The sequence below is a fragment of the Sporosarcina sp. FSL K6-5500 genome, assembly GCF_038005665.1.
Lineage (GTDB): Bacteria > Bacillota > Bacilli > Bacillales_A > Planococcaceae > Sporosarcina > Sporosarcina psychrophila.
This window is the reverse complement of sequence record NZ_JBBOTP010000004.1, coordinates 1-15,337: the sequence shown is the minus strand read 5'-3', so window position 1 is coordinate 15,337 and position 15,337 is coordinate 1. Positions and strand designations below refer to the sequence as shown.

The window sequence follows — 15,337 nt, the reverse complement described above, 5'->3', positions numbered from 1 at the left end:
AAATCAGGATTCTGCTTCGCAATTGCTTTACCCTCTGCTAATCGTTCAACTATCATATCCCTGTCAAATTCCGCAATGGCTGATAACATTCTTAAAATTAATCTGCCCATTGATGTATCCTCTACAAGCCCCATATTTAATATGTGAACCTTGATTCCTTTTGAAAGAAGTTCCTTTATTAAATTTACTCCATCTTCTGCGGATCTTGCAAAACGGTCTAGTTTAGTGACCACTAATGTATCGCCTTTTTTCAGCAATGAAAGTAACTCTACAAATTGGGGACGGTCTGCCTTTGTTCCTGTGAACTTTTCAGAGTAGATTTTGTCGCAACCTTCGCTTTCCAATGTCTGCAGCTGTAACTCTAAATCTTGTGACACTGTACTTACGCGACCATAACCATATTTCATATGTATTTGCCCCTTTTTTGCGGTTTATTTATGACACTTAGTTACGACACCGGTTAATACCTTGATAATACTGGATCCCGAAAACGGTGTCAATACCTAAAAGTTATGACACACAATAATAAAAAAAGTCTCTCTCTAAATGAAAGAAGGGCTTTTCGTAAATCGAACGTATTTACATTTTGCTAGACTCGTATTTTACATATACTTCTATTAGAAATAATACCCGATTTGTATGACGGGCATTATTTACCTATTTGCTGTATATTTACAATTTTCATTGAATACTTTCCAAACATTACCTATACTGTGTATATCAAACAGAAGGAGATGAATACTTTGAAGAAATTTGTAAGTTTAGTAATGATTTTGTCTTTATTTTTCTGTACGTTATTTAACGGGAATGCTAATGTCAGTGCAAGTAGTGTAGTTGTAAATGATGGTTATTTCGATGATAGAGCTGACTTCGTGGAGCAAGACAGTGGTTTGACTTTGATAGAAGAAGCAGAATACGAAGCGAAAGCAGTACCTATTATAGTAGGTTTGATATTAAGAAAATTGGTAGTTGAAGCGGTTAAACAATACGGTAAACAGGTAGTTATAGATGCTGTCATGGAAGAGTTAGGTTTACCGAAGACTATTAGCGGTAAAAACCTCATAAAAAAGCTTAAAAAAGTAGGTTTCGAAGAGGTTAGACAAAAAGGGAGTCATGTTACCATGAAAGGTCCTAACGGTAAAACTTTCCCCGTTCCTCTGCATGACGAAATAAAGAAAGGAACTTACGAAGACATAAAAAAACAAATTAAAAATTCCATTGCACCTTGATTTAAGAACATAGAAGACGTTGAAACACTATGTTTCAGCGTCTATTTTTTTCAAAAAACTCTTATGAATTTCATCTTGCAGTAAATTTTTTAACAAGGGAAATTTCGTTTAAATTTACATTACCAGTAACGCCCTGAAGTGAGCTATCGTTTTCCCCCCAATTAGGGTGTTGAGCTAAGTAATCAATATCAAAAATTAATTCCCAGCTTTTTTCTATTTCAACTTCAGATAGAGAGCTATCGTCTTTTTCAGTTTCTTCAAGATCAAAGTAAGATTTCATTAATACAATATGCCAAGCTTGAAAGTCTGAAAGAAGAATCCGATTTTCTGCTATATTAATTTTTAGTAAGACACCTTGTTCCCCACGGTTCAAGTGACCACTCTTTCTCAAGTCCGGCCTATTTTTCCATAACCAAATCGGATATTCACTCTGATAATTCGGGATTTTTTCACTCATTTTCCCCATTAACCAATGATAGGCCTCAATAAACTCTGGCCAAATATATTCTTTATTTCCAGACAGATAACCTAGTTTTTTTACTTCTTCCCACTTTTGGAGGGATTGGATTGTCCAGTAAGTCCCTATGATAAACTTCCACCTTTGTCTTTTAATGTAGAATCCAATCTATATTTTTGTCTATTTCGTTCATATAAGCAACTGATAAGCAAGGGTTTTAATTTTTCATCTGTGATATTTAGAATCAGAAATAATAAAGTGACATTGTCTTGGAAACAGGTTGGTAGGACTATCAATCTAAAAATAAGTCAGGCAATCGTACAATTTACATACATTCAATATACACAACAAGTAGACATAACACCGATTCTCGGAAACGATACCCCATGACCACTTATAAACCCTCAGTTTATCCCCTATCGTACTTGGTGTTGGTTATGCATGAAATATACATCGTTGATTTAACGGGCTTTCTGGCAATCGCCAGGCTTGTCTAAATGAATAATTATGCAGGTTTACTTAGACGATAAGCAGACGAAAAACCCTCCCTTCAAAGTCAGAGCGGGGGGGGGGGTTCTAACAGATCACTCGTTTTTATTCGAATTTATCCATAAAATCAGCCAATGCTAAATGTAAAATATCCGATTTATTGAGACGTTCTCCTTCACAAAATACATCGAAGCGCTCCCCGATACTCTGATCAATCACAATGGTCTTTCGCGTTTTCTCTTCTTGTGGAAGCTGTTTAATACGCTCGTGCAACGTTGGCTCCATTTTGATTGCTGGAGCGGATTCTTGCCATGATTTTAACATCTCTTTGATAGCCTGCATTTCGTCCTCGGTGAATTGCCCATGAATAGCATGTGAATCTTTCGTGACGATCTTGGGAACCGGTTGTGAATGCGGTTTCTTGGCCGATGATTTGGATTTCACGAAGTCGAAAATGCTTTTATCAAGTGGTTCATCGTTGTCGCCAACGAAGGTCCACCCCCTCGGAGTGGCACTACTGTATTTATAGCCTGCTGCATTCAGCGCGCTCGCAAGAGGATCCTTGCTAATGCCATCGATTTGCTTAGCTACATCCGATACATTACTGTCTTTTAATGCAGTAAGAATACTTCTAACTGTTGCTGTTTCATCCATTTTCATCTCCTATTCACCCTCGTTTCATTGTTTTAGCTTGTAGTTATTATTCCAGATGAAAGAGGTTTCACCTTCAAAATTTACCCGAAAAATAAAAAATTATCTTCGTTAACCATGAACACGTTTTAAAGGATTATTAAGTGTTTGAATGATGTATCCAGCGTGTCAATAACAAGCTTTTCAATCCCTAACTGTCCACCTTCTTTGAACAATTGTCCTTTATGTCCTAAAAACTGTTTAAATACCCCTTAGAAGTGTTCTAAAATAAATATGGTAGTTGTATTCATTTTGGTCCTTAAAACGCGTGTACAGAACTTGTGGCTCCTTTAAATGATAGTTTAAGAGATTGGACAGGCTTTAATTGTTATCATTAGTCCCTTTTTTTCTAATAAAGCACTTTTGTATCTGGAGAAATAATACTTCGGGATTTTTTGATAGAAAAAGAGAAATCAATGTCACCTGATTTTTGAACACCACCACCACGCGCGTGTTTGTTGTTGTTTTAAGTACTTAATGTTTAAGATCTTTGTTTTAAGTGATTTAGAGGGCACTCAAAGTCTTGGTATGACTGGTCTCACGAGTTCGAAATGCCACACTTTCGGTCCCAAATGCCACACTTTCGGTCCCAAATGCCACACTTTCGGTCTTTGAAATGCCACACTTTCGGTCTCAAGTACCACACTTTCGGTCTTAAATACCACACTTTCGGTCTTAAATACCACAAACGCATTTTTTATGGGCATTGTATGTTTTAATTGAATATGTTACCTTTTTATTAAGGTTATGAGCCACAATTATAAAAAGGAGTGGTATATATGAATCAGAATTACATTGTTACGCAATCCAATAATTTGATTGAAGCGCGTCATAACAAGCCTTTAACCGCTAGAGAGCAAAAAATTGTTATGACTATGGTAAGTATGATTGAACCGTCTGATGATGATTTTAAGAATTACCGTATTTCCATACGAGAATTTAGTGAGATGTTGGGCTTGCAAGGGAGTGTGAAATACACGGAAATCAAAGAAATAACTAAAGAGTTAATGTCCAAATCCATTGAAATACCGCAAGCTGATGGTGGTTGGTTATTAGCTAATTGGATATCCAGTGCGAAATATATTAAAGGTGAAGGAATTATTGATTTATCATTTTCACCAGATTTAAAACCGTATATGTTGCAGTTGAAAAATCAATTTACCTCATACCAATTGAGCAATATTTTATCTCTTCACAGTACCTATTCTATTCGTTTATACGAACTTTTGAAAAAGTGGCAGCACTTGGGCAAATGGGAAAACACTATTGAAGAATTGAAGTTGAAATTTGGTGTGACAGAGGGTACATACAAGCGATACAACCATTTCAAAACGAGGGTTTTAACAAGAGCTATTGACGAGATGAATGAAAAGACAGATCTTCATATCGAATTTGAAGAAATTAAAAAAGGGCGTAGCGTAAATCGAATTAAATTCATGATAAAGCATTCGGCCGAAAAAGAAATTAAGCTATCAGCAATACCTGAAGAAACAAAGAAACCTGCTAAAAATGAAGATGTACGTACTCGTTTAAATGGTTTAGCAGACAAAAAACTTTACCAGTTCACTCAAAATTACTTTTCTCAATTGTATCAAGGGGCATTATTCATATGGGGTGACAAAGCTGAGAATGAACTAGCCATGATTATTGGGTATGTAAATGTAGAAAAGTCAGTGCAAAATCCACTTGGATTTATTAAGTCGCAAATTCAATTAGCGTGGGTAGCTCATGAACGTGGAGAAAATATAACGTTTGCTGATCTTCAACCAACCATAGAAAGAACAACTGGACGGGAAGAAGTTATTCCTGATTGGTTCAAAAAAAGTAGTAAAGTCAATGAGCTAAAAGAAGAAAAAGATGAAACTGATATTGCAGAAAGACGAGAGGCGTTACAGAAAGAATTAGAGGAAATGTAAAATAAAGTTCACGAATAACTACAGGCAAATTAATGAATTGATGAAAAACGAGAACAAAAGTTGATAGAAAAAAGGTTCGGGATTTAGAAGATATAGTTTAAAAGATAGGGTCTGAAACCAGACCCTTTGAGTATTTTTGTGTACCCACAGTTTTGTTAGGCTTCGCCTAACTCCATATGGTACATGGGGACAAAAACTCCTTATACTCTTTTCTAACTTTTTTCGGAATTCGAGCTTTATTTTAACCCTTGCTAAAAAGGGAAAAGGTTACAAATGTTTTTATGTTACTAGAAAAAAGGGCGACTGCTGCGGTTGCCCTTTTTTTTTGCAACTGTTCATTTTAAATTTCGAGTGAAACGACAACAGATTTCAGAGGATATTTTGAAAAAATAAAATCTGGAAAACTGTAAAGGTCGTAGGAAAATTCCTACCAGGTGAAAACGAAGTTTTTGGGGTGTGTGGTCACACACCCGTAGCCTGCCCTCTCCCTAAAATTTTTATTTGTCCATGTAGGAAATCCATGCGTTTCTTTATAGATACGAAAACAATTAAAGGTAAAATAAAGAGATGGCAAGCTACGGGTTTGGCATGCAATCCCGAAAAAAAGTTGTAGCTCGCCCTGTGAGGGCAAGCTACGGGTTTGTATATACAAACCCTAAAACTTTGTTTTCTCTTGGTAGGAGTTTCCTACAACCTTTACAAACTTTTTCAGCGTCTATTTTTTCAAAATGTCCTCTGAAATTTGCTGTCGTTTCACTCGAATTTAAAAACGGGAAAAATAAAAAGAGCAACCGCTGCGGTTGCTCTTTTTAACTAATAACTTTTAAAAAAATTAATCATTACGTAATTTAGCAATGGTTAAAATAAAATCCGAATTCGAAAAAAAAAGTTAGAAAGAGCATAAGGGAAAACTGACCCCACTTCTGGTGTGGGACTAGGCGAAGCCTAGTGTTTTGATGGGCACAAGTTTTTTTGATTTAGGAACGCTAGAGTGACAGTCATTTAACGATTTAGGAACGCTAGCGTGACAGATTAAATCAGTTATTATAAATCCGAATCGCATTTTTTTGCTTCAATTTTTCTTTTGATTCTTTGATCGAGATTTAATAAAAACTATAATAGAAATGAAAATTAAAACAACGAGCAAAATAATAATTGATGTAGCTATAACATCACCGATATTCACGCTCACGTTACTTGAGTTACTTACGCTATTCACCTTATCCATATTGCCCTCCTATCAATTATATTATTTACTTTTTTTAATAAAGTAATTATCCTGTCGCCAATTCCACAGCACAAGTATCATTATTTCCAAAACTGATACCATTTTTTATCCTTGGCAAGGGTTATTATTTCTTCTTGATCAGCAGCCATTTGTTTTTTACTTTCTTGGATTTCTCTTATAGCAGTCATTAATTTTCTGTCTCGTTCTTCTAATCTAGTATCTATATATACTTGCTGTCTCTGCATGTGTTCAACCAATGACTGAATAACTTTATTTTGTTCGTGCATGGCTTTATTCATGTCCTGTAAGGCTTCTCCAACATTCACAGTCATCTGTTCACCATTATCATTCATAGTTATAGTCACAGGGTTGCCTGTATCTACTAAGGCTTTTTCGACTTGGTCCAAACTCTTTCCGTCATCATAGTTTTTCCTGATAGTAAGGACAATTGGAATCGACTCAGAAGCTATAAAATAGCTTTTCCCCTTCTTTTGAACATTTAGATGGTGTCCGTGATTCCTAATGTATCTTCGAATGGTTGCGTTTGGTATGTTTGTTTGTTTCTCAACCGCTAATACAGTTAGCCATTCAATATCTTTGTTCATGCAGTCACCTCACCCCGTTCATCATCTAGTCATTATAGAGTAGTTCGCTATCTATCAAGGATATCCTGCGGTCACGGTCATGATTGCAGTCGCGGATTCGTTCATGCGGTCACGGCCAAATAAAAAAGACCGTCCATGACCGGTCTCCTGTTTGTTCAACTAACGCGTCCTATTGCTTTACAAGATATAAATCGCAACGAACAAAACAAATGCAGATCCAAGAAAATAATTAAAAGCATTTGCTTTTCGTTTCCGAAATTCAGTAATTCCCATCACAATAAACATTAGCCCCATTGATAGCAACATATAAGGCATGATTGTTCCGATATTCCCAGTTATCAAGCCATAACCTGATAATGCAATTGCCATAATCGTTAAAATGATTCTTAGTATTTTCATTTGTCATCACTCCGATTATCTGGTCCGTTTGCTGAACAACAGCTCGACAATTGATCTTTTAATACAATCATCGGAAAGTTCTTTTACAATTGCACATCTTTCATACAAATAGATTAATTTGACTGTATTCTTCTATTTACCAAATATACACCACTTGTTTACATAACACCCGTTCATGGAAGTATTTAGCTCTATTTCAATAAGAATCGGCTGCCCTGTAAAGGCAGCCAATACTTCCACTAAAGTACCCGTCAATTGAACAAGCACCATCTAGATAAAAAAGACAAAAAACAGGGGTTTATTTTAGTTCAGAACCTAAAAACAAAAAAAGTCCCCGAAATGGGCATCTTTTTTTGCCTACATCTCATTAGCTTCCCTCCTGAAGCTCTTATTTTCATTTTTAAGCTGTTATAAAAATTTTCGAATACTAAAAATACACCAAGTGGATAAAACGTAAGAAAAGCCGTTTTAAATCGATTTAAAACGCATACCATTTGTTCTTCCTTCCCTAGTTTGTCTGTTGCCCTTAGATGCGAAAATGCCCTAAAACACATGTGCAGGATAAATCCTCTCGGTTTCGGACATTTAAATCTTTATCCCACCTAAGTACACATCAATGACTTCCACCCGTTCATGACCAACTTCTTTTGTAACAATTTCTGCAGCTTGCAATTTGGAATAGCCTTTCTCCATTTCTTGCTGTACTCGGTCCTGGACATAGTTGTAACGTAACCCGTGATAGGTTAATGCATTGGCCACTCCCTCATACATCCGCGTTTCTTGACCTTCGACCGTTTCGAATTGCCCCCGATTATTTTGCAGGAACTTCTCGACTCGATTCACTGCTGCATGCGTCTTCTCTCCAGGACGAATAAACAGCCGGTCACCTCTTGGAACGTCCTGAATTCTGCTTTCCATCACCTGCCGACCTTGAGCAGACAACGGAACTTGTCGCCATTTCCCATTTTTCGCTTCATTCTTCACTTGATAAACCCCAGATCTCAACGCTTGCTCTACTTGCGACCTACTCATTGCGACGGCTTCCGTCACCCTCAATCCCATGGTCCTTGCCAGCTGCATGACGTCCCGCACGTCGGCTGCTGTTTGAGTGCCCCTCCCATCGTCTTCAGCCCTTTCTCGAGCGAACTGCTGCATGTCGTTATATTCACGCTCTGTCCAAGCCCTATTGCCTTTTACTGCAGGTGTTTTGTCTAATACAATAGAAAATTCATTTTTCAAGCCTTTATTATCGGAAAGTTCATGTTTGACGTTCGGAATCATGTCATGCATGTAGCGAATTGCACCAAGGTCGTTTTTGAGCGTTTTTGGTGCGATCCCTTCTATTTGTCGGTGTTGGATATAGGCCACTACATGTTTATCTTGTAGATTTCGCAAGCTCTTTATCTTAAATTTCTCGTCTAAAAATCTGATAAAATTCCGACAACTGCTTTCGTATCTTGAACGAGTACCGAATGAGTTTGCTCTTGTATGTCGATAAATTTTCCTCATCTGTGCCATGATCGGTGACGATCCTTTTGTCATGTTCCCATCTCCCTTTTTAAAAAAGTGCATAGCTCACACGTTGGCATTTTCGGGCATCCTCAGGACTTCCTCAAATGCCGAAGGCTAAAACAAAAACATAAACCCTGTGCCAACGGTATTTAGGGGTCTGTTTTTGGTTTTTGAGCACTGCTTTCTCTTTGCCCGAATTGCACTTCAGATTTTTATCACTTCGTTCAAAATCTGTGTCGTGCGCATTTGGCTGACGCCAAATAGCGGGCAAAGAGAAAGCTGGACCTCGTATCCAATTGTAGTTGTGAGTATTGAATGGAACATCCCCTAACGGGTTGGCTTTGCCACGTTCCAGTAAACTGCCATCAGGCGAGCATGTCGCTCAGGTCTTCGACCACGTTCACTTCCTGCCGGTATTTATTAACCGCTCCAAGCGTAGCGATCGGCTCTATTCGTCGGCCCGCATTACGAATGCTTATACGCGCATTAACGTCCATCTTGTTTGCGACAAAGTCGCAAGGCAGCCTAATATCTGCTGACTGCCTTCCATGAGAGCAAAATCATTTCACTTCGCCCTAATTGTTCAGCCCCACGTTCCATTTACGTAATATCTAAACCATTCGCCGTTTGCGAAATGAACGTTTAGACATTTGTTTGGAACATCCTTTTCAACTTTTACGATTTCCTCTCGTCCATACTTTTTATGTTCTTCTGAACCCATTGCATTTACATGCCGTTTGTAGACCTCTTCAAATAATTTTTGTTCATTCTCCATTAGTTTAGCTAGCATATTTCCTCTCTCCTTTTCGAGTTTTGTACCCAATTTGAGCACTCCATTTTTATGATTTGTTGTACTTTACTACAAAATGCAGCAATTGATAACACTTGTTTTGGACGCAAAAAGACCTTTGGTATCTGATTTTTTCCGTAGCAAAATAGGAGTCTAGTTTGCTTACGCTACAATCAGCCCAAAGGCCTGTCATTAGTTATCACCGCCGAGTCCCGCGTGGGTCTGGCATTAAAAGTTAAAGTAAGTTTATATGCTATAAGTCTATCATTTACATTCGGTGTTTTCAAATATTTCATTGATTTTTTTGTTATATTCCATTTCTTTTTCTTTGAGACCATTTTCTTTCAAGTTAGATATTGATAAAATTTAGCTCCAGTTTCCCGCCGTCCATTTTGTAAACCTCATCACAAAGCAAGGATATATCTTCGGGATTATGACTCGCCAAAAGAATCGTTATGCCTTGCCTTTTAAAATTAAGAATCATTTCCCGCATGTCCGATACACCGGATTCATCCAATCCATTCATCGGTTCATCCAATAATAATAATTTTGGATTTTCCATGATAGCTTGGGCAATTCCAAGCCTTTGTCGCATTCCCAATGAATACTTACGAACTGGGCCTTTATCATTAGAATCTAGACCAACCAACTTCAGAACATTTTCGATAGCCTCATCATCAATCTGATTTTGAATCGAGGCGAGTATCTTTAAGTTGCGAAAACCTGAATAATGTGAGAGAAATCCGGGCGTATCTAAAAGCGCACCAAATGATTTAGGGAAATTCCCTTTTCCAATAATGTCATCAAACACCTTAACGGTTCCCCCACTCGGAACGAATAGTCCCGCAATCGTCTTGAATAGTAGACTTTTACCTGACCCATTTCGACCGATGATACCGTAAACACCAGGCTTATCAATAATTAGGGTTACATTTTTCAGCAGCTCACGGCCTTTAATTTTTTTAGACAAATTTTGAATATTGAGTATTGTCGTCATTCATACAACCCCCTTCATATCAAACACCAACTATTTTTTCTTTTAGGTTAGTAAAAAGTAAAAAAAGCAAACCATAAGACAATACGATGCAAAGAAGAATCATGCTGTTGGACCAACCAAAGGAGATTTCCTTCATTTCCCTGAAAGCCAGCAAGCAATATGTTAGTGGCAGCCACTTTAATAGTGATGGAAATAAATAACCAATGGTAGCCGATGAAATCATACTGATGATTATCAATAACAACGCGAAGCCAGTATTGTTCACTAAAAACGAGAAAATTGTATGTAAAATGAGTAACAACAACAACGTAAATATAAATAGTGTTAATTGATTCAATACCAATAACCATCCATTTGTATTCTGGAACAGAGATAATCCGATGTTACCTGAAGCTACTATTTCACTAGGAAACAGTAAAATAGTAATACCTGTCACCCCAAAGCCGATCACTATACTGAAAACGATAATTACGAATGTGGAAATGAACATACTATGAAACCAACGACTATAACTTTTCATCCTCAAAATTATGTAAGTAGGACGTTCATTCACCTCACGGAGAATGAACGAGCTAAGAATTAGTAGGATAGGAAATAAAATCAATAACCATCGTAATAAGTCGAATTGTAAATTCAACGGCATATAAAACATGAATACAATTTTATTTACATATCCATTCGGTATGAGATCGCCATATGAAGAGTTAACAAGAAATACATTCAGAACAAAAACTCCACATATACATAGTAAATACACAGGTTTTAAAAAAGAAAATAGATAGTAGGTAACCAATTTTGTCAACATTATTTTCTCTCACCAACATACATGTCTTTTTTGTCAATCAGGAAAAAACCAATCACATAAAAGAGAAAAATCAATCCTACCCAATATAGAATAATTTCGAAAGGGTAATCTCCTACCACAGGGGAGAAGTCGTATGTATATTGAAAAATATTGATGTGTTTATAAAATAAATATGTAGATATTTGATTTATATGAGAAAGTACCACACCAATACTCAGGATGTTGAAAACAAATACAATCATAATGGAAAATAAGAGCCGTCCTGATAACAAATAACTTATGTAAAAAAATATCCCATGAAAAAATAAAAACAACCATAAAAGAATGACTGACATGGTGGTTAAGAAAATTGGAGATATTTTTGTCAACAATTCCGTGTGATAGGTGTAGTAATTCAGGCTATAATTACTCCATTGGTTATTAAAATCCAACACGAACACGGATTGAAGTAACATAATGGCAACGAGCAACAGGCAAAAATACGTTACAGTCTTTGCCATCCACAATAGATTCGCATGATACCATTTTCGTTTTGTGCCAAATCGAATTAACAAATAGTTTTGCACGTTTCCCAGTGAAAACAACGACATTAAGATAATTAAAAATGCTGGTAGTATGAAGTAAAAAAGAGGATGGAACTCTGTGAGTTTCAGTAATAAATCATAGATGTTTCCTCCATTGCTCTTTGTCGAACTTAATAGATTGAAGAAATACAGCGTCAATACAAGAAAGATGAAAAGATAACTTTTCTTTGCAGAGTTGATCATCGCTACTTTTTTATTCTTTAAACTTCTCCTCAAACCTTGCTGCCCCTCCTATTAAAAATATTGCAATGCCACTCAAAACAAGCACTGTGCCATATAAAAAAGTTTGTCCAATAGATCCACTCAATAAATCAATATCATACAATGCCATTGCATTTAAACTCGGATGGATATTAGCCAATACCGTCGCAGAAATGATGAGATATATAAACGGTACGAAGATGGCAATATATTTATTTTGTATAATTGTAGATATCCCTAACCCCAAAGTAGCAAAAACGGTTCCGCAACAAAATAAAATCCCTATAATGATTAAAATCATCATTATTGGAGAACTCACACCGATACTGTGAAAAAACATTACAGATTCTAATCGTTCTCCAACTTTTAGCATCGGAACACCAAACAGTAGCTTGATAAGCAATAAAAAAGAAAAGGAGATAAATGGACCAATTGCGATGGCGACTCCACCAACCAGGGCATTCACAGCTAATCTTGTAATCATGTATTGACTTTTTTTCATGCGTAATTGTACATAATTATTGAACCCGGTCTGAATATCCGTTAGGTAGGAACTTGCGAATGGAATGCATGCAATAATCGGGAATGTGATTGCCAAAAAAGATGCCGTTCCTGAGTTATAGCCTTGTAAAAAGGTGTACATGATTGAAATGCCGCCACCCGTAATCCACTTAAAAGTTCCGAACATGCCTATAAACACCAACAAAGTGGAGGCCAACATTGTGATAAGTACAGCTTTTGATAAAAATGCTCTTCTAAGTTCTTCCCGGAGATACATCATTAACTTGACCACCTCAATTTTATCTTTTACAATCAATATTTTTGTTTATAAATACGTTGAATGACCTGAAAAATTGAAGCGTCTTATTGCATTAAATCACCAATTAACTTGGCGTCCATTCTCCCGATGTATCTACTGAATCCAGCGTACCTACAGCAGTAGATATATTCAAGTGAAGCTGTTTACCTATTAGAGAACTAGCATTCCCTTGGTAATCCATTGGAATTGTGGCACGAGTTGTGTAAGTACCACTAGTGGTAACATTACTATTCCCACTATTCTCAACCCACGAAACCAATTTCCCTCTCTGAATATATTTAACAAAGTTGTAAGCAGTTCCTGTGTTATCTTTAACCGCATTTGTAGACTCCAAATCATTTATAACCGGGACTTTTCCTCCATAGTCATGATATGTAGTTGCTGCGTTTGCAAAGGAACCAAGCCCTACAGTCAAAATACCAACTGCTACAATATTTGTAAAAACTTTATTTATTTTCTTCATCTTTTTTCTCCTTTCGATACTATCTCCATATCAATGAAGAGCATCCTATATATATTTTTTTAATTATCAGTCATTCAACAAATTCAATTTTGCCACATTTATCCTACTTTGTAAACAAATAAAATATTTGCTATAAAAATTAAAATTTCAATCGGACTATATTTTGGGGTCCCCTATTTAACCCGAAAATGCAATGTGTATTTTGTATACACAATCGGTTAACATAACACCAGTTCACGGAAGTCGTCATACCCCAGCTCCCCTTGGCCAAGTTCATACCTTCGGTTCGCAAAAGGACAAGTTGGTGAAGGAACATGAGACTACGCTTGTTGACAGGTACTCCAACTAGAGCGCGCTGAAAAATAAATTTTATTTAAAGTGATTTTGGATGATTTGAACAATTTCAATTAGCCCAATAAAAATGCTCCAAAATAATTGCGATTAATTTCGGAGCATTTTTCAAATCACTTCCCATAAATGTTTTACTTTTCAATAAAATGTTGATATGGTGTAAAATGTTAATAAAAAATCATAAAAATGGAAATGGAGTGTTTATTTTGATGAAAAAAGCTTTTATGTATCTTTTAGCTGTTACTTTATTTGTAACATACCTTCCTGTATCAAATGCAAACGCACAAGTACCTGTAAGCGAAGAGAAGAAAATTGATTTAATTAACGAGATTGTTCTTGATAACAATTTACATATCGAACAAATTGAATTAACTGATGAAATTGAAGCATATGTGCTACCTCTTGTACCATTAGTAGTTTCATTCATTGTCTCACAAGGCTTAAAGTCAGCGATTAAAAAATTCTCTAAAAATACTATTAAAAAGTATATTAAAGAACAAGAAAAGGTTGCAAAAGTAGCCGCAGAAGATTTAGGATATAAGCAGTTAAATGATATATCTCATGGCGCACGAGTTTATCAGCGCGTTAAAGGTTCTGGTCCAAAATACATTTCTAGAGATGTAGATTCGCATTCTGGTGGTTCATGGAAAGGCGCAACAACTATTAAAAATTTAGGTTCGCCAAACACTAGATCAGGAACTTATGATGTGGAATTGGAGTACATGAAAAAATGATAGAACGCTTAAAAAATTTTGGATTGGATCTTGAACATACAAGCATGACTCCGTTCTTTCAAGTCCAGGAAAGCCACAGAATAAGATTTGGCTCTGAAAAATTCGATTACAGTAACATCAAGCTATTACATGAAATCCTGCTTCGTGTGCTCGAACAGAATGAAACAATTGATGTTTCATTCACTATTGGAAATAAATTCGACGAAAATGAAAAAATAAGATACAAAAAAACAAGTCTGGGTAAGTTTTTTACGATTAAGAACTGGAAAGAAACAGTCATTTGGAATGATGATCTAGAATGTTATCTTGTTTTTGCTACAGTAAAGAATTTGAATAAAGAAGAAATCATTAATTACTGTAAAAAAGTGATTTCTGGCTTCACACAAACTTATATCATGTTTTATAATGACTCTAACCTTATTTATATTAATAGCGATGTACTTGATATTATTTCTATAAATAGCGAATATATCGCTGATTTAGAAAAAGCATATGATGGTATTTTTGATACTGAATATAAATCCTAATAATAGAAAAAGCCATGTAGTAATTCAGTTTAAATCTGAATTGCTACATGGTTTCTTAATTTCGTCTTCTTAGTTGTTGATCCTATAAGATAACCTTTTATAAACTCTCAGTTACCCTCTACGATTTTTCATTTTCTTTATCCATGAAAAGAACAGCCTGTCTAATCGAAACTCGCACGGTAACTAGCTGCATTTCTAAAAACGTCTTTAAGACCCCTAGAAATCTTCTAAAAAACAGATTGGTAGTCTACCAACCTAAAAATAAGTCAGTCAATCGCACAATCCAATATGCACAGCAAGTTGACATAACGCCCATTCACGGAAGTAGTTAACTCCATTACCCAATAAGAAAAGCTGCCATGAAAGGCAGTCAATACTTTAAACTAAAGCACCCCTTTAGTTTCTTCTCTTTTGGCACGGATTAGTGTGCTTTTAGAAATCCCTGTAATTTCTTCTACTTGCGTGTAGGAATTTGTTTTCAATAGTTGTAAAGCGTGTGCTACTTGCTTTTTAGTGAATTTCTTCGGCCTACCTTCACGG

The 15,337-nt window shown here is 36.2% G+C and carries 16 protein-coding genes and 1 pseudogene; 4 read left to right on the top strand and 13 right to left on the bottom strand.

All coding sequences use genetic code 11. The annotated features are described in order from the left end of the window. The coding region (locus MKX62_RS24040; RefSeq protein ID WP_340742717.1) for a recombinase family protein at positions 1–407 on the bottom strand (407 nt) is incomplete at its 3' end. 336 nt (positions 408–743) lie between these two features. On the opposite strand from MKX62_RS24040, the gene MKX62_RS24035 reads away from it, so the two are divergent. Then, entirely contained in the window at positions 744–1,229 is a 486-nt protein-coding gene (locus tag MKX62_RS24035) for a type II toxin-antitoxin system HicA family toxin (RefSeq protein WP_340742716.1), read from the top strand. 70 nt (positions 1,230–1,299) lie between these two features. Here MKX62_RS24035 and MKX62_RS24030 read toward each other — a convergent pair whose 3' ends face one another. Next, positions 1,300–1,797, bottom strand: a complete 498-nt coding sequence (locus MKX62_RS24030) for a DUF3841 domain-containing protein (RefSeq protein ID WP_338656948.1) — start codon at positions 1,795–1,797, stop codon at positions 1,300–1,302. 483 nt (positions 1,798–2,280) lie between these two features. Next, positions 2,281–2,835 carry a hypothetical protein gene (locus MKX62_RS24025; protein WP_340742715.1) on the bottom strand — a complete coding sequence of 185 codons (555 nt, stop codon included), beginning with the start codon at positions 2,833–2,835 and terminating at the stop codon, positions 2,281–2,283. 809 nt (positions 2,836–3,644) lie between these two features. On the opposite strand from MKX62_RS24025, the gene MKX62_RS24020 reads away from it, so the two are divergent. Then, the gene (locus tag MKX62_RS24020; RefSeq protein WP_340742714.1) at positions 3,645–4,781 is read left to right on the top strand and encodes a replication initiation protein; all 1,137 of its coding nucleotides are present in this window, start codon (positions 3,645–3,647) and stop codon (positions 4,779–4,781) included. A gap of 1,308 nt (positions 4,782–6,089) precedes the next feature. On the opposite strand, the gene MKX62_RS24015 is transcribed toward MKX62_RS24020, so the two are convergent. The 9 genes from MKX62_RS24015 to MKX62_RS23975 form a co-directional block, all read right to left on the bottom strand. Then, positions 6,090–6,614 (bottom strand): DUF3967 domain-containing protein, encoded by a 525-nt coding sequence (locus MKX62_RS24015; protein WP_340742713.1) that lies wholly within the window; start codon positions 6,612–6,614, stop codon positions 6,090–6,092. Between the two features lie 177 nt (positions 6,615–6,791). Then, entirely contained in the window at positions 6,792–7,013 is a 222-nt protein-coding gene (locus tag MKX62_RS24010; protein ID WP_340742712.1) for a DUF3953 domain-containing protein, read from the bottom strand. A 585-nt stretch (positions 7,014–7,598) separates the two neighbouring features. After that, on the bottom strand, positions 7,599–8,555 hold the full coding sequence (locus tag MKX62_RS24005) for a tyrosine-type recombinase/integrase (RefSeq protein ID WP_340742711.1): 957 nt from the start codon (positions 8,553–8,555) through the stop codon (positions 7,599–7,601). 553 nt (positions 8,556–9,108) lie between these two features. After that, complete coding sequence (locus MKX62_RS24000) at positions 9,109–9,315, bottom strand: hypothetical protein (RefSeq protein ID WP_340742710.1); 207 nt, start codon at positions 9,313–9,315, stop codon at positions 9,109–9,111. 349 nt (positions 9,316–9,664) lie between these two features. Beyond that, a complete protein-coding gene (locus MKX62_RS23995) occupies positions 9,665–10,312 on the bottom strand; it encodes an ABC transporter ATP-binding protein (protein ID WP_340742709.1) in 648 nt (215 codons plus the stop codon). A gap of 19 nt (positions 10,313–10,331) precedes the next feature. Then, complete coding sequence (locus MKX62_RS23990) at positions 10,332–11,117, bottom strand: hypothetical protein (protein ID WP_340742708.1); 786 nt, start codon at positions 11,115–11,117, stop codon at positions 10,332–10,334. Further along, complete coding sequence (locus MKX62_RS23985) at positions 11,117–11,917, bottom strand: hypothetical protein (protein WP_340742707.1); 801 nt, start codon at positions 11,915–11,917, stop codon at positions 11,117–11,119. The genes MKX62_RS23990 and MKX62_RS23985 overlap by 1 nt, the downstream gene beginning before the upstream one ends. Continuing rightward, positions 11,895–12,683, bottom strand: a complete 789-nt coding sequence (locus tag MKX62_RS23980) for a hypothetical protein (protein WP_340742706.1) — start codon at positions 12,681–12,683, stop codon at positions 11,895–11,897. The genes MKX62_RS23985 and MKX62_RS23980 overlap by 23 nt, the downstream gene beginning before the upstream one ends. 103 nt (positions 12,684–12,786) lie before the next feature. After that, on the bottom strand, positions 12,787–13,185 hold the full coding sequence (locus tag MKX62_RS23975) for a hypothetical protein (RefSeq protein ID WP_340742705.1): 399 nt from the start codon (positions 13,183–13,185) through the stop codon (positions 12,787–12,789). 560 nt (positions 13,186–13,745) lie between these two features. Between MKX62_RS23975 and MKX62_RS23970 the strand changes: the two genes are divergently transcribed. Next, positions 13,746–14,270 (top strand): toxin C-terminal domain-containing protein, encoded by a 525-nt coding sequence (locus tag MKX62_RS23970; RefSeq protein ID WP_340742718.1) that lies wholly within the window; start codon positions 13,746–13,748, stop codon positions 14,268–14,270. Continuing rightward, a complete protein-coding gene (locus tag MKX62_RS23965; RefSeq protein WP_340742704.1) occupies positions 14,267–14,797 on the top strand; it encodes a hypothetical protein in 531 nt (176 codons plus the stop codon). Before MKX62_RS23970 ends, MKX62_RS23965 begins: the two co-directional genes overlap by 4 nt. Positions 14,798–15,180: 383 nt before the next feature. On the opposite strand, the pseudogene MKX62_RS23960 reads toward MKX62_RS23965, so the two are convergent. Next, a pseudogene (locus tag MKX62_RS23960) lies at positions 15,181–15,337 on the bottom strand (recombinase family protein); the annotation flags it as partial.